The sequence below is a fragment of the Streptomyces purpurogeneiscleroticus genome (assembly GCF_020024005.1).
Classification (GTDB): domain Bacteria; phylum Actinomycetota; class Actinomycetes; order Streptomycetales; family Streptomycetaceae; genus Streptomyces; species Streptomyces purpurogeneiscleroticus.
On record NZ_NHSG01000132.1, the window covers coordinates 1 to 17,181 of the forward strand.

Consider the following 17,181-nt stretch of genomic DNA (forward strand, 5'->3'; position numbering starts at 1 on the left):
GGCCTTGGGCTGTCGGGGGAGAAGCGGGGCCCGCCTGCGACCGGGCTGCGAGCTGTGCAGCTCAAACCTGCTTTGCCGGCGACCAGTCTGTGCGTGCGGCCCGCTGCTTCGATGCGCGCAGCGTTCCGGGTGCGGGGTCTGGGCACCCGGAACGCCGCCCGCGGACGCACCGAGCGGCATCCCGTCGGCAGCCCTGCGCGGGGGCAGTGGCCCAGGCAGAAACCTAAGTACTGTTGCCTGAGAACATGGTCCGGTTAACGCTTGCAGTGATCCTGTAAACGCAACGAACTGAATCGGTGCAGTATGAGGTCGGTGAGGGCTCGACTGCCGGAGTGATGGAGCGGCAGACTTCCACGGATGTCAGATGATCTTGTGCCTGCTGGGCTGGGGGCCGCGTGGCTTCGCCTGTGCCGCCCGGACCGCCGCGTCGTCGCCGGTCCGGGCCTGCTGCCGGAAAAGGGCCGGGCCGCCCGTCGCGGGATCGCTCACGCGTTCCCCAGGGGGTGGGCTGGGTCGATGTGCCGGCCGAACGCATCGGCTGTTGCGGGAGGGAACGGCTGCCGGAGGGGACCGGGGCGGGCGTCCGGCCGCGTCCGCAGGTGCCTCCTGGGCGAGCTGCACGGGCGAGGAGCGCCGGACGGGGAGGACGCGGCGAGCGTCCGGCTCGCACACCCGGTACTCAAAGCGGGGCACCCCTCGGGCCACCGCCGAAACCCTCCTCCTGCGCCACCAGGGCCGACCAAGCCGTAACGCACCGGCACCGGGCCTGGTTGGTGAGGGAAGAGAACCACCGCCCCCGAACCCTCGGGCATGAGCGAACGAGCGCTGTCCTGCAAAAGGAGCGACGGAGGATATGTATCAGGTTCCGGCCCCCCGGGCCGAGTTCGGCCGGCCGGTCCGGCTTTGCACCGACGACCTGGACGAGGCCCGGAAGGTCATCGGGCGGAACTTCTACTCCAACGTCGTCGACCTGCTCCAGCCGTCAGCCGTTCTCACCGGGCACTTCGCGATCAGTAGGCTCCACCAGGTGACGCTCGGCACTTTGCAATTCGGTGCAGATCTGTGCATGCGCTTCGGTGAGCTGGGGGCCTACCACATCGACGTGCCGCTCACCGGGTCCATGACGTGGCATCAGGGGCGTCTCGATCCACTACTGGCCACCGTGCACCGGGCCGCGGTCTTCCAGCCCGGCCGGCATACGGTGCTGGACCGGTGGAGCGGTGATTGCCGACTTCTCGCGGTCAAGGTTGAACGCTGTGAACTGGAGCTCCAGTTGGAGCGGCTGCTCGACGCCCCGATCCGGTTACCCCTTCGGCTTGCACCCGCCATGGACGTCTCTTGCGGTCCTGGGCGCAGCTGGGCACAGCTGGCCCGGATGGCCGCGGAAGATGCGCAGACGTCCCAGGGGCTCATCCATCAGGAGCTGGTCGCCGACCGCCTGCACGAGGCGGTGGTGATCGGACTGCTGCTGGCGGCTGATCACCCTTATCGCGAACAACTGGCGCGGCCGGCCCCACCTTGCCGGCCTGCCCCGGTCAAGCGCGCCATCGACGCCATGGAGGCGCACCCGGAGCGTCCGTTCACCCTGACGCTCCTTGCCGAGATCGCCGAGGTCAGCATACGGCGGCTGCAACAGGGGTTCCGCCAGCACGTGGGCATGCCGCCCATGGCCTACCTGCGCCGGATACGGCTGGCCCGTGCTCATGAGGAGCTGCGCCGTAATGAACCCGGTCAGGTGACCGTCACCGATGTCGCCTGCCGCTGGGGCTTCACACACCGAAGCAGGTTCGCCGCCGATTACCGTCAACGCTATGGCGTGACGCCCTCGACCACTCTCCACAGGACCTAGGTACGGTCGTTTTCGAGCATGTGGCGGCGTTCCTGTTCCCGCTTGGAGTAGGGGCTGCCCGGGTCGCCTTGTCGCTCGCGGGGCCGGGGCCCAGCGCGCCGCTCACCGTGGCCACCGAAGCGACGAACCAGGACAACGCCAGGTACTCCGTGGCCTGCAGCGGGGTTGGTGTCAGGGAGGCGAACACTCGGTCGTTGATGAGGAACAGCGCCCACACCAAGTTGATGACTATCAAGCCCCCGTAGCCAGGTGCCCTTCCCTGGATCAGGGATCCGCCGTCGTGTGGTGTGCGAGCAGCCCGAGCCGGGCGGTGGCCGTTGCGGTGCCGCAGCGCCGTCGTCTGCTCCACCGGCCCCGGTCGGTCAGGGACCGCCGAGCCGCTTCGGTGCCTCCTGGGCGAGCAGTTCCGCTGCCACCGTCCCCAAGGCATCCCCGGGGGGCACGTGATGAGTTCCTGCCTCGCTACTGCCTCGGAATGCGGACTGCCGCGTTGGCGGACTGGGAAAGTCAGTGCTGGGTCGGGCCGGACTGCGGTGGGAAGTCGCCGCTTTCTGCCCGTGCCCGGACCTTGCGCCAGAACTCCAGGGCGGCGTACTCGATACCGAGCCCGAGTTCCAGGGTGATCATGCGGCTGGCGACCTCTTCGATGTGGCCGTAGCGGCGTTGCATCTCTTCGTACTCGGCGATCCGGGTTTCGTGCTGCTCGATCTGGTCCTGGGCGAGCCGTGCCACGTCCTGCGGTTCCGCCAGTTCGCTGAAGAACAGCTTGATCTCCGCGATGTCACGGAGTTCGAAGTGCTCCTTGACCGGCTCGGCCAGCCACTCGCCCAGCGCGGCCTGGCCCGCTGCGGTGATGGTGTACGTCTTGCGCCGCCGCCCGGTGTCCTCCTGGTGCAGCTCAAGGAGACCGGCTTTCTGAAGCCGCTTGGGCTCTGAATACAGCTGCGCGTGCGGGAAGTTCCAGAAGTAGCCCACCGACCGGCCGATCGCGCGCTTGAGGTCGTACGACGTGGAAGGGCCACGCGTCGCGATCATCCCCAGGACCACGAACGAGGTTGTTGAGAGCCGGACCGTTGACATGGTCTGAAGCGTACCGTAGGTTCAAGCCGCACGGTCCGAAACATACGGTTCGAATGAGATGGTCTGGGCGTGCGGTTGTGTGCATTGCTCAATCGCACCTCGAGGGAGAGGGAAGGCCATGGATCTGGGCACGGTCATGCGCTGGACGGCCGAGCGCTATCCGCAGCGCCGGGCGGTCGGCGGCAGGGCCCCGATGACGTACCGGGAATGGGATGCCCACACCAACCGGCTGGCGCGGGCCCTGGCCGAGCTCGGCGTCCGCCCCGGCGGGCGGGTGGTGCTCTCGATGGCCGGTGGTGAGCCGCTGGCAAGCCTGCACCTGGCCACCCAGAAGCTGGGTGCGGTCTCGGTGCCGCTGTCCTTCCGCTTCAGCGCCTCCGAGCTCCAGTACTGCCTCTCCGACGCCGAGCCCGCGCTGGTGATCAGCGACGCGTCGACCGCCGCCGTCGCCGAAGAGGCACTGAGTGGCATGGACTCCCTGCCGTGGATCCTCTCCGGCGACCCGGCCGAGGCCACGATCGAGCGCCTGGCGTCCGGTCAGCCGGACGGCCCGCTCGACGTCCGGGTGTCCGAGCAGGACATCAGCGTCATGCTCTACACCTCGGGCACCACCGGCAGACCCAAGGGCGTGCCGCGGACACACCGCGCCGAGCACCACGCCGCGGTCGCCCATCTGCTGCAGAGCGGACAGTCACCCTTCGACGTGACGCTCGGCGTGATGCCGCTGTTCCACACCATGGGGCTGCGCACACTCATCGCCACCGTCGTCGGTGCGGGCACGTGGACTCCGCAGGTGCGGTTCGACGCCGACGAGACACTCGCCCTCATCACCGAAGAGCACATCGGCTGCCTCTACCTCGTACCGACGATCTACTGGTCGCTGGTGCGCACCGGCCGCCTCGCGGAAGCCACGTCCGTGCGCAAACTGGCCTACGCAGGCTCGTCGATGACCCCGGCACTGGTGGAGCAACTGGCGGAGACACTTCAGCCGAAGTCCTTCGTCAACCACTTCGGCAGCACCGAGATCTACACCTTCACCGTGGGGCCCGACGTCATCGCCAAGCCCGGGTGCGCGGGCCGGGCCGGTGTCTTCTCCCGGGTCCGCCTGGTCGAACCGGTCCCGGACGCCGGCCCCGACGCGCTGGTCGGCCCCGGCGAGCAGGGGCAGATCGCCATCTCCCTGCAGAGTCCGGAGGCCTTCGCCGGCTACTGGCACCGCCCCGACGCAGACGCCAAGTCGATCCGCGACGGCTGGTACTTCCCCGGAGACCTCGCCACCGCCGACGAGGACGGGGACCTGTGGGTCGCCGGACGCGTCGACGACATGATCAATTCCGGTGGCGAGAACATCTATCCGGACGAGATCGAGGACAGGCTGATCCGCTGTCCGGCAGTCAGTGAGGTCGTCGTGGTCGGGCTGTCCGACGACCGGTGGGGACAGGCCGCCACCGCGTTCTTCGTCCCCGCCGAAAACATGGCCCCCCACCAGGCGTTGGCGGTACTTGACTCCTACGTACGCGAGCGCTCCGGACTGCCCTCCCTCAAGCGCCCCAAACGACTCATCGCCGTGGCCGAGCTCCCCAAGTCGGGAGCGGGCAAGATCCTCCGCCGTGGGCTGGATTCCGGTGACTACCACGCGCTGGCCGACAGCGCCGCAGCGGCAGACAGGTGACGCACATGACGACGACCTTCGAACGGCCGGCCCGGCCGACCGCACGGATCGAGGACCCTGCGCTGCTCACGGGCCGTGGCCGCTTCCTCGACGACATCGACCCCCTGCCCGGCACGCTCACCGCCGCGGTGGTGCGCAGCCCGCATCCGCACGCCCGCATCCGCGGTGTCGATCTCGAGCGGGCGCGACGGCACCCCGGTGTCGCCGCCGTGATCGGACCCGAGGAGGTCCTCGCCGCGCTGAAGCCCTTCCCGCTCTCGCTCAAGACGCCCATGCCGTATTACCCGACGGGCACCGACAAGGTCCGCTTCGTCGGGGAGCCGGTGGCGGTCGTGGTGGCAGCCGACCGGTATCTCGCGGAGGACGCCGCCGAGCTCGTCGAGATCGATTACGAGCCGCTGCCGCCGGTGGTCGACGTCGAGAAGGCCCTCCTGCCCGAGGCCCCGCGGCTGCACGACGGAGCCGACAGCAATGTGGCGACCGACCGGACCTTCGCCTTCGGCGACGTGGACGCCGTCTTCGCCGCCGCCGACCACATCGTCAAGGGCAAGTACAGCTTCCCGCGGTACTCCTCGACCCCGATGGAGTGCTACTCGGTCATCGCCGAGTGGCAGGACGAGGTCGACGGGCCCGCCGTCCAGGCATGGGCGAACTTCCACGGCCCGTTCTCCATGGTGCCGGTGCTGGCGGGAGCACTCGGCGTGCCCGCCTCGCGGGTCCGGCTGATGATCCCGGCCGACAACGGCGGCAGCTTCGGGATCAAGGCCGGCATCTACCCCTACGTGGCGCTGATGGCGCTGGCCAGCAAGTACGCCGGCCGGCCCGTGCGCTGGACCGAGGACCGTATCGAGCACTTGCTCGCCAGCTCCGCCGGTTCCGACCGCGTCATGTGGTTCGAGGCCGCGGTCTCCGCCGACGGCACGGTGCAGGGGCTGCGCGCGGACCTGGCGGACAACGTCGGCGCCTACCTGCGCCCGCCGGAGCCCAGCACGCTGTACCGCTGCTTCGGCAACATCACCGGCGCATACAAGATCGACGCCGTGCAGATCCGCTCCCGTGCCGTGGTCACCAACAAGACACCTACCGGCCTCAACCGCGGATTCGGCGGCCAGCAGCTCTACTTCGGCCTGGAACGGCTGATGGACAAGATCGCCGGAGTGTGCGGGCTCGACCCGGCCGAGCTGCGGCAGCGCAACTTCGTACAGCGCGAGGACTTCCCGTACGCCACCCCCACCGGCGGCATCTACGACTCCGGCGACTACCAGCGCGTGATGGACATGCTGCTGAAGAACGCCGACTACCAGGCGCTGCGGGAAAAGCAGCGGGAGGCGCGCGAGCGCGGCGAGTACTTCGGCATCGGCATCGCCACGATCGTCGACCCGTCGGCCACCAACATCGGCTACGTCGGCCTGGCCACCCCGGCCGAGCAACGCAAGGCGGGGCGCGGCAAGTCCGGCTCCACCGAGCACGTGCGCATCAGCGTCGACCTCAACGGCATCGTGTCGGTGCTGCTGGGCACGGTGCCGCAGGGGCAAGGCCATGCCACGGTCGCCCAGGCCGTCGTCGCCGAACAGCTCGGACTGCCACGCGAACAGGTGCGGCCGGTGGTCGAGATGGACACCGCCACCACACCGTGGACGGTGACCTCCGGAAGCTACTCCTCCCGGTTCGCGCCCCTGCTGACCAGTGCCCTGGTCGAGGCCAGTGAAAAGCTGGCCGAGACGATCAAGATCGCCGGCGCCACCCTGCTCGGTGCCGATCCGGCCGACGTCGAACTCAGCCAGGGCCAGGTCCGGCTCCGTGACGAACCCGAGCGGGCGGTCCCCTTCCGGCATGCGGCCGGACTGGTCCACTGGGACCCCGGTGCGCTGCCCGAGGGCACTCCCGCGCGCCTGTACGAGGAGGCCGCCTTCACCCCTCCGCAGTCCAAGGCAGCCAGCAGGACCGACCAGATCAACTCCAGCCTGTGCTACGGGTTCGTCGCCGAACTGGTCAGCGTGCGCATCGACGCCGCGACCCGGCAGCTCGAGCTCGAGCAGGTGGTGACGGTCCACGACCCGGGCACGATCCTCAACCATCAGCTGCTCGAAGGCCAGGTTCACGGCGCGCTCGCGCACGCCATCGGCGGCGCGATGTTCGAGGAGATGCGCTACACCGACGCCGGGCAGCCCACCGCGACGTTCATGGACTACCTCTGTCCCACCACTGCGGAGACGCAGTACGAGCTCCACAGCGACCACCTGGAGACTCCCTCCCCGCTCACGCGCCTCGGCGCGAAGGGCTGTGGTGAAGGCAGCAGCATGAGCCTTCCCGTCGCGATCGCCAATGCGGTCGCCGACGCCCTCGCCCCGGTCGGCGTGGACATCACCACCCTCCCGCTGCACGGCAACGTGCTCAACGAGCTGCTCAATGGCAGCGACAGCGAAAGGACCCTGTGACCATGGCACTCACCGGAGGCGAGATCAGGCTGGACCGCGGCCACGACGGACGCGTCGCCTACCTGACCCTCGACCACGGCAAGTTCAACATCATCACCATGGAAACCCGCCAGGTGATGGCCGACCGCTTCGCCGAGATCGACGCCGACAAGGACATCCAGGTGGTGGTCATCCAGGCCGCCGGCGAGCACTTCTCCTCGGGCGGCGACATCCCCGGCTTCATGGAGGTGGAGCCGGTCGACTTCACCGACCTCGGCCAGAACATCACCGCGCCGGCCCGCAGCCCGAAGCCGGTCATCACCGCCGTCGACGGCTACTGCTTCGGCGTCGGCCTCGAACTCGCCCTGTCCACCGACATCCGCGTCGCCACCCAGCGCAGCGAGTTCGCGCTGCCGGAGATGCGGCTGGGCATGATCCCCGGATCCGGAGGCACCCAGCGCCTCGCCCGGCTCATCGGCCTCTCCCGCGCCAAGTACCACGTCATGACAGCGACCCGCATCAACGCCCAGCAGGCCGGCGACTGGGGCCTGGTCGCGAACGTCGTCCAGGACCGTGCGGCGCTCGATGCCGAGGTCGAGCGGATCGTCAGCGCACTGCTCGGCTTCTCGCCGCTGGCCGCCCGCACCGCCAAGGAGGTCCTGGACAAGGGCGTCGACGCGCCGCTGTACTCCGGCATCGAGCTGGAACGCAAGGCGTACTCCATGCTGCGCTCCAGCCACGACTTCGCCGAGGGCGTCACCGCGTTCCTCGAAAAGCGCGCCCCGAAGTTCCAGGGCCGGTGAGCTGAACCATGAAAGCCGCACCGTTCGCCTACGTTCGTCCGTCGAGTCTGGCCGACGCGATCGCCGAACTGGCGGAAACCAGCGGGGGCGGCAAGGTCATCGCGGGTGGGCAGTCGCTGGCCCCTGTGCTGGCCATGCGACTCGCCCGCCCCGACACCCTGGTCGACATCAACTCCATTGAGGAGCTCGACGAGCTGACCCGCTCCGAGGAGCACCTGCACATCGGCGCCACCGTACGGCAGCGCCGCGTCGAGCGGGACCCGCTCAGCAAAAGCGTGCCGCTGCTGCGCCTGGCCCTGCCCTGGGTAGGGCACCGGGAGCTGCGCAGCCGGGGCACCGTCTGCGGCAGCCTCGCCCACGCCGACCCGGCGGCCGAACTCCCGGCCGTGGCCTGCTGTCTCGACGCCGAGTTGACGCTGACCGGGCCCAACGGCTCCCGGCAGGTTCCCGCCCGGAAGTTCTACGGCGGGGCGATGACCACCGCGCTGGGCCCCGAGGAGATCCTCACCTCCGTGCGGCTGCCGGTCGCCACCGCGGACGAGGGCTTCGGATTCGCCGAGATCGCACGCCGGCACGGCGACTTCGCCCTTGCGGGCGTCGCCACGCGGGTGAGCCTGCGCGGTGGCCGCCCGGAGGCGACGATGACCGCGTTCGGCGTGTCCGACAAGGCGATCACCCGCGACGTCTCCGAGCAGCTCACCGCGGCGGTCACGGGCATGGGCGACGCGTCGGCGGACCGGCTCGGGAAGCAGCTCTCCGCCGTCGTCGAGGAGATGGTCGACACCGACGGTGACGCCCACGCGTCCAGGGACTACCGGCGCCGGCTGCTCCGCACCCTGGCCGCCAGGGAACTTTCCAAGGCATACGAGCGGGCCCGTAAGAACTCCGGCGAGGTAAGCGCATGACCATCAACGAAGCAGCAGCACGTACCGAGGCGGCGTCGCCCGCCCGGCCCCGGCCGGTGAAAGCGGGGGCGGACGACACGGTCGACGTGCGCATGACCGTCAACGGGACACCTGCCGTTCTCCAGCTGCCCGCGCGGGTCACCCTGTCCGACGCACTGCGCGACCATCTGGGTCTCACCGGCACGCATGTGGGCTGTGAGCACGGCGTCTGCGGCATGTGCACCGTGCTGGTCAACGGCGAGGCGGCACGGGCCTGCCTGCTGTTCGCCGTACAGCTTGACGGGGCGGACATCGTCACCGTCGAAGGACTGGGGCGGCCCGACGACCTGCACCCGCTGCAGGAGGCGTTCGGACGCAACCACGCGTTGCAGTGCGGATTCTGTACCCCGGGCTTCCTGATGAGCTCCTACGACCTGCTGGCGAACAAGCCGGAGGTCACGGAGGAGGAGCTGCCGGAGGAACTTTCGGGCGTGATCTGCCGGTGCACCGGATACCGGAACATCCTCGCCGCGGTGGGAGAGGCCCACCGTGCGCACCCCGAGGGCATTCCCGTCCCGGGCAACTGCGGGCGCCGGGCGCTCGTCGGCCGCTCCGGGCAGGGCGGCAACGCCTCCGACGGCCAGGAGGACAACGCCGGCACGGCCGCGTCCCTGACCAAGGACATCGTGCTGCCCAGCGGTGACCCCACCATCGCGGTCGAGATCACGACCGGGATCGAGGTGTCCGAGGAGAAGATCTGGCGCGTCCTGGACGACATCCACCTGCTGGCGCGCTGCCTGCCCGGTGCCGAGCTCACCGACGACCTCGGCGACAACCGCTACGCGGGCCGCGCCCGGGTGTCGGTGGGACCGATCAAGCTGGCGTTCCACGGCCTCGCGCACATCGTCGAGCACGACCGCGCCGCCGGCCGGCTGCGGGTGCTCGCCCAGGGGCAGGACACCGGCGGAGCGCAGACTCAGGCGGACATCACGCTGCGCACGGAGCCCACCCAGACCGGCACCGCGATGCACGCCGACGCCAAGGTCTACCTCACCGGCCGCATCGCTCAGTTCGGCCGCGCCCTTGCCGGTGACGTCAGCCGCCGCATGTTCGAGCAGTTCGCCGACGCCGTCGCCGGAGCGGCAGCCTCCGGCCAGGCGCCGTCCGGCCCGGTGAAGGCCCCCAGCGCCATGAGCCTGGTCCTCGCGCCGCTGCTCGATCGCCTCAAGCAGCTCGTACGTGTCGGAAAGCGCCGGGGATGAACCGCCATGCGTGAGGTGATGCCGCAGCTGCGCAGATGGATGGCCGAGGGCAGCGCCTTCGCCCTGGCCACGGTGGTCGGCGCCCGGGGCAGCGCCCCGCGCGACCCGGGCGCGGTCATGGCCGTCAACGCGTCAGGAGAGGCGGTGGGCAGCGTCTCGGGCGGTTGCGTCGAGGGCGCGGTGTACGAGGCGGCCACCGAGGTGCTGCGAACGGGGGTGCCACGACGCGAGAGGTACGGCGTCAGTGACGAGGACGCCTTCTCCGTCGGCCTGACCTGCGGCGGCGTCATCGACATCCTGATCCGGCCGGGTGGGCCCGCTTTGTCGCTCCCTCAGGTGCTCACCTCCATCGAGCGGGAGCAGCCGGTCGCCGTCGCCACCGTCACCGGCGGACAAGCTCCTCTGGGGGCCCAGCTGACCGTCTGGCAGGACCGGACGCTGGGCTCCCTGGGCGAGGACCGGCTCGACGCCGCGGTGCGCGACGACGCGCGCGGGCTGCTGGCACAAGGCATCACCGCTACCGAGCACTACGGCCCGTACGGGGAACGCCGAATGGACCAGGTCGCGGTGTTCATCCAGTCCTTCGCTCCGCCACCGCGCATGCTCATCTACGGGGCGAACGCCTTCGCCGCCGCGCTCAGCGGCACGGCCGCACGTCTGGGGTACCGCGTGACCGTGTGCGACGCGCGGCCCGTGTTCGCCACGGCCGCACGTTTCCCGGAGGCGCACGAGGTGGTGTGCGCCTGGCCGCACGACCATCTCTCCCGCACCGACGTCAACGAACGCACCGTCATCTGCGTACTCACCCACGACCCCAAGTTCGACGTCTCCGTGCTGACGGCCGCGCTGCGCACCCCGGCGGCGTACATCGGCGTCATGGGCAGCCGCCGCACCCACCGCGACCGCACCGCGCGACTGCGGGCGCAGGGCGTCACCGACGCCGATATCGCCCGCCTCGCCTCCCCCCTCGGCCTCGACCTCGGTGCCCGGACACCGGAGGAGACGGCCGTGTCCATAGCCGCGGAGGTCATCCAGCGGCGCTGGGGCGGCACCGGCCTCCCGCTCAGCGGCCTCACGGCCGACATCCATGCGCACGGGGCATCACAGACGGCGGCGCCGGCACGGCCTCAAGCCTCCCGGCCGGTCGACGCCGCCCACCACCACCGATGACCGTCAGGCGCTGACCATGGAGTTGCACCAGCTTCGTTACGTACTCACGATCGCCAAAGCGGGCAGCTTCACCCGCGCGGCCGAAGAACTCTTCCTCGCCCAACCCTCGCTGTCGGTCCAGGTACGCAAGCTGGAGAAGGAACTGGGCGTCGCCCTGTTCCACCGACTCGGCCGACGCGTTGAACTGACGGCAGCCGGTGAGGCTTTCCTGGAGCACGTCGAGCCCGCGCTCTTCCATCTCGAACAGGCCCGTACGCAGGCGGCCGCGATACGGTCCCTGGACCGCGGCCGCGTCACGATCGGCGTACTGCCCAGCGTCGGCGCCACGCTGCTCCCCGACCTGCTGGCCGAATACCGGGCCGCGCACCCCCGCATCGAAGTTCTGCTCACCGAGCACAATGTGTCCGGCGAGTTCGAACGCATGGTGCACACAGGGATGCTGGATCTGGCGATAAGCCGCGCGCCCCTGGCACGGCCCGGTGTCACGGGGCGCATCCTGGTACGCGAGCCGATGGTCGCGATGCTGCCCCCGGAGCACCGCCTCGCAGACCGGCCCGCCCTCGACCTGGCACAGCTGGCGGGGGACGACTACGTCGGCATGCACCGCGGGTACGGGCTGCGCGAACTGATGGACATGGTCTGCCTGCAGGCGGGTTTCAGTCCCCGGGTGACCGTCGAGACCGGCCAGCTCTCCGTCCTGTGCGGAATGGTGCGCAGCGGGGTGGGGGTGTCCGTGGTGCCGCGTCTTGCCTCCGCCGGCTACGCCACGGCGATCCCCCTGGATGATCCCGTCGCCCGGCGGGAGTTGGGTGTGATCTGGCGCAAGGGCAGCCCTCTCACCCCCGCCGCGAGTGCGTTCCTCGATCTTCTCGTCGCTGCGTTCGAGGGTGACCGCGACAGCGGTGACGAAACCTGAAGCCCGGGCGCCAGCTGCCCGTATAGGCGCTGACTACCGCATGACTAGGCAGTTGCGCATCGCTCATCGCGCGAAGGCGCCCCTTAATACCAGTACTGAGCCGCACAAGGAGATGGGCAATGTCCACACCCCGCATCACGGGACCTTCTCGCAGAGCCACGTTCTACGCCGCCTTTGCCTCTGTCGCCGGCTGGGCGTTCGATCTCTTCGATCTGTTCATCCTTCTCTTCGTCGCCGGCACCGTCGGCGAGCTCCTCTTCCCCGCCTCCAGCCCGACGCTGAGCCTGGCCGCCGTGTATGCCTCGTTCGCCGTCAGCGTGCTGCTGCGTCCCGCCGGGGCGGCGATCTTCGGCGGGATCGCCGACCGCCACGGCCGCAAGAAGACGATGGTGATCGTCCTCGCCGGCGTGGGCCTGTGCACCGCGGCCATGGGCGCGGTGCCCACCTACGCCACCGCCGGGGTATGGGCGCCTGTCGTGTTCCTCATCCTCCGGTTTTTTCAGGGAATCTTCGTCGGGGGCGTGGTCGCCGCGACCCACACCCTGGGCACCGAGAGCGTCGGCCCGCGTTGGCGCGGTTTGATGTCCGGCCTGATCGGCGGCGGCGGAGCGGGCCTCGGCGCCGCGATAGCCAGCGGGTTGTTCATCGTCGTCAGCCAGATCTTCCCCGGCGAGCAATTCGAGGTCTGGGGCTGGCGCGTCATGTTCTTCGCCGGCCTGGCCGCCGCGATCCTCTCCTACTTCGTGCTGCGCGGCGTCGAGGAATCACCGCTGTGGAAGGCACAGCAGCAGGCGCAGAAGGAGGGGGCGCCGCAGCCCAAGCCGCGGATGAGCGACCTCGTGCGGGACGGCCGGGGCGGGCTGTTCGCCCTGAACATCCTGCTCGTCGCCAGCGCCGGATCGCAGTACTACCTGACCTCCGGATACCTGCCGACCTTGCTCGACCAGATCACCGGCGTGCACAAGAGCTCGCAGGGCGTGATCCTGCTCGTCTCCAGCCTCGGCGTGGTCGTCGCGACCATCGCCGCCGGTGAACTGAGCGAGCGCATCGGCCGCCGCCGCTCGATGCTGCTGATGGGTGGCTTCAACCTCGTCGCCCTCCCGCTGCTCGTCTGGCTCCTGACCAGCACCGAGCCGGCGAAGACCGGGCTGATCACGGTGTACGCGACGGCGCTGGCGTTCTTCGCCAACGCGGCGTACGCACCGGTTCTGGTGTTCCTCAACGAGCGCTACCCCACGGCGCTGCGCTCGCGCGGCACGGCCGTCTGCTGGAACACCGGGTTCATGATCGGCGGACTGATGCCGACCTTCGTGAACCTGACCAGCCCCGGCCTTGCCGATGTGCCCGGCCGGCTCATGGTCTTCCTGATCGTTGTCGTGGCCGCCTTCCTCATCGCCAACGCGATCAGCCCGGAGACCCGCGGAGCCATGGAACGCGAGCAGCTCCCGCACCCGATGACCGAGCCCGCGAAGGCATGACCACAGGAGTGCGCCATGACAGAGCAGACCGACCCGCGTGGCCCGACCTACGACCCCCACGCGCGCGACCTCTCGCCCGAACGCGCGTATGAACTGTACGAGGGCCTGCGCGCGCAGTGCCCCGTCGCCCGCGGTGAGAAGCACGGCGGCTACTGGACGCTCTCCCGCTACGAGGACGTGCGCGCGGCCGCCATGGACCACGGCACCTACTCCTCCACCGGCGGCGTCTACGTCCCCGCCGTCTCGGACAACCGTTTCCCACCCATCGACTACGACCCGCCGGAGCACGAGAAGTTCCGCAAGCTGATCGCCCCGCTCACCAGCGCGGCCGCGGCCCGGCGGATGGAGCCGCAGATCCAGGCCACGGTGGACCGGCTCATCGCGGCATTCCACGGCTCCGGCGAGGCCGAGCTGGTCGAGGGCCTGGCCCTGCCGCTGCCGCTCGACGTGATCACGCGGCTCTACGACCTCGGCCCGCAACAGGCGGACGAGATCCGCGAGTACTCCCTGGACTTCCTGGAGCACGCCTCCGACGAACAGGGCCGGAAGGTCATCGACCGGGTGTGCGCCTACTGGGTCCGGCTCTTCGAGCAGCGCCGCAAGGAACCGGGCGAGGACTTCATCTCGCAGCTGCTGACCATCAACGACGAGCTCGGCGTGAACGACGGGACGCTCGCCAACATGATGTTCATCCTGACCTACGCCGGGCACGATTCGACGGCGCTCGGGCTGAGCAACGTGTTGCTCCACCTCGCCGAGCACCCCCAGACCCAGCAGCGCCTCATCGACGAACCGAAGCTCATTCCCACGGCGATCGACGAGATCCTGCGCTACGAGACCCCGCTGCACTGGTTCCCCCGGCAGCTGACCGCAGACGCGTGCGTGGCCGGGCAGCAGATGTCCGCGGGTGACCGCGTGATCCTGCTGTTCGCCTCGGCCAACCGCGACGCGAGGGTCTTCGAGAACCCGGACGAGGTGGTCCTCGACCGCACGCCCAACAAGCACCTCGCCTTTGGCGCCGGCATCCACAGCTGCCCGGGGATGCCGCTGGCGAAGGCCGAGATCCGCATCGCGGTCCAAACGCTGCTCGAGCGGATCCCGGGCTTCCGGATCAACGGCGAGGTCGAGCGCACCGCTCCACTGGAAGGCGGCGGCCGGCACCTCGGCGTCCGACGGCTCCCGGTGACCTGGTGACAGGTGCCGCAAGGAGTGGGTGACGTGATGACAGGTGACGCAGCGATGGATGACGTAGCGATGGATGACGCGCCGACGAAGGGAAGCCACGCCATGAAGATCACGGTGGACACCGACAAGTGCTGCGGGTACGGCGACTGCGAACTGGCCGCCCCGGAGCTGTTCCAACTGGGCGAGGACGGGATCGCGCGGGTGATATCCAACGCCGAGCCAGGCGAGGCGCGGGCGCGGGAAGCCGCCGGCGCATGCCCGGTCGCCGCCATCGACGTCGACCCGGCGTCGTGAAGCGCGTCCTGATCGTCGGTGCGTCGCTGGCCGGCCTGTGCACCGCGGAAGCGCTGCGCCGAAACGGCTACGACGGCTCCCTCACCGTCGTCGGTGACGAGCAGGCCATGCCCTACGACCGCCCGCCGCTGTCCAAGCAGCTGCTGAGCGGGGACTGGGCGCCGGAGCGGGCCGCGTTGCGCAGTGACGAGGCACTGGCCGCACTTGAGGTGGAGTTCCGCCTGGGCGAGCGGGCCCGCGCCCTCGACCCCGTGGCGAAGACGGTCGAGCTGTCCGGGGGAGCATCTCTGCCGTACGACGCACTCGTCGTCGCGACGGGTGCGACGCCCCGCTCTCTCCCCGGTCGGCACGGGCTGGAGGGCATACACACCCTGCGCACGCTCGGGGACGCGCTCGCCCTCCGGGACGCGCTCGCGAAGCGGCCGCGCGTGGTGATCGTCGGCGGCGGCTTCGTGGGCGCCGAGGTGGCCGCGGAGGCACGCCGGCGCGATCTGCCGGTCACCCTTGTTGAGGCGTTGCCGGTGCCGCTGTCCCGGGGGCTCGGCGAGCGGATGGGCGAGGCGTGCGCGCGGCTGCACGTCCGCAACGGCGTCCGCGTCGTGTGCGGACGCGCCGTCGCCGGTTTTGACGGGGACACCGCCGTCGAGCGGGTGCGGCTGGCCGACGGCAGCACCATCGACGCCGACCTGGTCGTGGTGGGCATCGGCGCGACACCCACCGTCGGCTGGCTGGCCGATTCCGGACTCCGCCTGGAGGACGGCGTGCTGTGCGACGCGTACTGCCGGGCCTCGGCGCCGGATGTGTACGCCGCGGGCGACGTCGCCCGCTGGCTCCACCCCGGCTACGGCCGGCATGTCCGGCTGGAGCACTGGACCAACGCCAGGGAACAGGCCGCGGTCGTGGCCCGCAACATGCTCGACCCCGGCTCCCCGGTGGAGTACACGCCCGTGCCCTACGTCTGGTCCGACCAGTACGGGACGCGCATCCAGATGGCCGGACGCAGCAGTGGCGACGTCCGCATCGTGCACGAAGGGGAGGATGCGGAGAGCCTGCTCGCCCTGTATCGCGACGGCGACCGCTTCGAAGGCGCCCTCGCGATCAACTCCGCACGGCGGCTCCTGGACTGCCGCCGCCTGCTCGCCCGCGGTGCCGACTGGCATGAGGCGCTCGCCACCGCCGCATGACAAACCTCGCTCTCGTGCCCAGAAGGTCCGAACCGTCCCTGACCGGGCGACCGGCACGACTTACACAAGGATCAGGAATCTCCATGACTTCAGCGACTCTGCAGGATCGTGTCGTAGTGCTGACCGGCGCGACGGGCGACATCGGTGCCGCCTACACGTGCGCGCTCACCGCGGCGGGGGCCAACGTGATCGCCGCGGACCTGCCCCAGTTGGCCGAGGACGGCAAGCGGCTCGCCGAGAAGGCCACCGCACAAGGGCCGGGCACCGCGGTCTTCACGCCGTGCGACATCACCGACGACAACGACCTGACCACGGTCGTGGGGCAGGCGACCGACCGGTTCGGCGGCCTGGACGCGGTGGTGAACAACGCCGCCGTCTACCGGACCCTCGGCCCCAAGCGCCCCCTTACGGAGCTGACCGCACAGGACTGGGACACCGTGCTGCGGGTCAACGTACGCGGCACCTGGCAGGTCATCCGGGCCGCCGTCCCCGCCCTGCGGGAGCGCGGCGGCGGACGGATCGTCAACATCGCCTCGGTGGTCACGCGCACCGGCGCGGCCGGCTTCGCCCACTACGTCGCCTCCAAGGCGGCCGTGGAGGGACTGACCAGGGCCGCGGCCAGGGAGCTCGGGCAGTACGGCATCGGCGTCAACGCCGTCTCGCCGGGGCTCGTCGACGACGCCGCCTCCCGCGCCATCAACGACCCCGACTACCTCGGCAGAATGCAGCAGACCCGTTGCCTGGCACGCGAGATGACACCGGACGACCTGGTCGGCGCGGTGCTGTGGCTGGCGAGCCCCGCCAGCGGTTTCGTCAGCGGGCAGACGGTGGTCGTCGACGGCGGCGGGGTGTTCGTATGACGGCCACGGCACAGCGCCGCACCTGGGGCGCCTCGCAGGACGCCCGTCCGGCCGACCCGACCACCCTGCGGCCCCTGCAGGAGACCCCCGCGACCCCACCCGACCGGCTCGCCGAGGCTGCCCGGGC

At 70.1% G+C, this 17,181-nt stretch carries 15 protein-coding genes and 1 pseudogene; 13 read left to right on the forward strand and 3 right to left on the reverse strand.

Annotation, left to right across the window (positions count from 1 at the left end):
- Positions 1–360 precede the first annotated feature (360 nt).
- Entirely contained in the window at positions 361–489 is a 129-nt protein-coding gene (locus CCS38_RS35270) for a hypothetical protein (RefSeq protein ID WP_263301795.1), read from the reverse strand.
- Between the two features lie 364 nt (positions 490–853).
- Here CCS38_RS35270 and CCS38_RS07190 point away from each other — a divergent pair, with 364 nt between their 5' ends.
- Positions 854–1,849 carry a helix-turn-helix transcriptional regulator gene (locus CCS38_RS07190; RefSeq protein ID WP_223732355.1) on the forward strand — a complete coding sequence of 332 codons (996 nt, stop codon included), beginning with the start codon at positions 854–856 and terminating at the stop codon, positions 1,847–1,849.
- On the opposite strand, the pseudogene CCS38_RS07195 reads toward CCS38_RS07190, so the two are convergent.
- Both CCS38_RS07195 and CCS38_RS07200 read right to left on the reverse strand, forming a co-directional pair.
- Positions 1,846–2,093, reverse strand: a pseudogene (locus CCS38_RS07195) (hypothetical protein); the annotation flags it as partial. The gene CCS38_RS07190 and the pseudogene CCS38_RS07195 overlap by 4 nt on opposite strands.
- A gap of 263 nt (positions 2,094–2,356) precedes the next feature.
- On the reverse strand, positions 2,357–2,929 hold the full coding sequence (locus tag CCS38_RS07200) for a PadR family transcriptional regulator (protein ID WP_223732356.1): 573 nt from the start codon (positions 2,927–2,929) through the stop codon (positions 2,357–2,359).
- Between the two features lie 118 nt (positions 2,930–3,047).
- Here CCS38_RS07200 and CCS38_RS07205 point away from each other — a divergent pair, with 118 nt between their 5' ends.
- The 12 genes from CCS38_RS07205 to CCS38_RS07260 all read left to right on the forward strand — a co-directional run bounded on the left by CCS38_RS07205 (position 3,048) and on the right by CCS38_RS07260 (position 17,054).
- A complete protein-coding gene (locus CCS38_RS07205; RefSeq protein WP_223732357.1) occupies positions 3,048–4,601 on the forward strand; it encodes a class I adenylate-forming enzyme family protein in 1,554 nt (517 codons plus the stop codon).
- 5 nt (positions 4,602–4,606) lie between these two features.
- A complete protein-coding gene (locus CCS38_RS07210; protein WP_223732358.1) occupies positions 4,607–7,039 on the forward strand; it encodes a xanthine dehydrogenase family protein molybdopterin-binding subunit in 2,433 nt (810 codons plus the stop codon).
- A gap of 2 nt (positions 7,040–7,041) precedes the next feature.
- Positions 7,042–7,821 (forward strand): enoyl-CoA hydratase/isomerase family protein, encoded by a 780-nt coding sequence (locus CCS38_RS07215; RefSeq protein ID WP_223732359.1) that lies wholly within the window; start codon positions 7,042–7,044, stop codon positions 7,819–7,821.
- 8 nt (positions 7,822–7,829) lie between these two features.
- Positions 7,830–8,726: an FAD binding domain-containing protein gene (locus CCS38_RS07220; RefSeq protein ID WP_223732360.1), complete on the forward strand. Its 897-nt coding sequence runs from the start codon at positions 7,830–7,832 to the stop codon at positions 8,724–8,726.
- Positions 8,723–9,967 carry a xanthine dehydrogenase family Fe-S subunit gene (locus tag CCS38_RS07225; RefSeq protein WP_223732361.1) on the forward strand — a complete coding sequence of 415 codons (1,245 nt, stop codon included), beginning with the start codon at positions 8,723–8,725 and terminating at the stop codon, positions 9,965–9,967. The genes CCS38_RS07220 and CCS38_RS07225 overlap by 4 nt, the downstream gene beginning before the upstream one ends.
- A 6-nt stretch (positions 9,968–9,973) precedes the next feature.
- Positions 9,974–11,137, forward strand: a complete 1,164-nt coding sequence (locus tag CCS38_RS07230) for an XdhC family protein (protein ID WP_223732362.1) — start codon at positions 9,974–9,976, stop codon at positions 11,135–11,137.
- A 16-nt stretch (positions 11,138–11,153) separates the two neighbouring features.
- Positions 11,154–12,053: a LysR family transcriptional regulator gene (locus tag CCS38_RS07235; protein WP_223732363.1), complete on the forward strand. Its 900-nt coding sequence runs from the start codon at positions 11,154–11,156 to the stop codon at positions 12,051–12,053.
- A 119-nt stretch (positions 12,054–12,172) separates the two neighbouring features.
- Positions 12,173–13,531 carry an MFS transporter gene (locus CCS38_RS07240; protein WP_223732364.1) on the forward strand — a complete coding sequence of 453 codons (1,359 nt, stop codon included), beginning with the start codon at positions 12,173–12,175 and terminating at the stop codon, positions 13,529–13,531.
- A gap of 15 nt (positions 13,532–13,546) precedes the next feature.
- On the forward strand, positions 13,547–14,725 hold the full coding sequence (locus CCS38_RS07245; protein ID WP_223732365.1) for a cytochrome P450: 1,179 nt from the start codon (positions 13,547–13,549) through the stop codon (positions 14,723–14,725).
- A 27-nt stretch (positions 14,726–14,752) separates the two neighbouring features.
- Positions 14,753–15,010, forward strand: coding sequence for a ferredoxin (locus CCS38_RS07250; RefSeq protein ID WP_308050717.1), 258 nt, complete (start codon positions 14,753–14,755; stop codon positions 15,008–15,010).
- Positions 15,007–16,194 carry an NAD(P)/FAD-dependent oxidoreductase gene (locus CCS38_RS07255; protein WP_223732366.1) on the forward strand — a complete coding sequence of 396 codons (1,188 nt, stop codon included), beginning with the start codon at positions 15,007–15,009 and terminating at the stop codon, positions 16,192–16,194. The genes CCS38_RS07250 and CCS38_RS07255 overlap by 4 nt, the downstream gene beginning before the upstream one ends.
- An 83-nt stretch (positions 16,195–16,277) precedes the next feature.
- On the forward strand, positions 16,278–17,054 hold the full coding sequence (locus CCS38_RS07260) for an SDR family NAD(P)-dependent oxidoreductase (protein ID WP_223732367.1): 777 nt from the start codon (positions 16,278–16,280) through the stop codon (positions 17,052–17,054).
- Positions 17,055–17,181 lie beyond the last annotated feature (127 nt).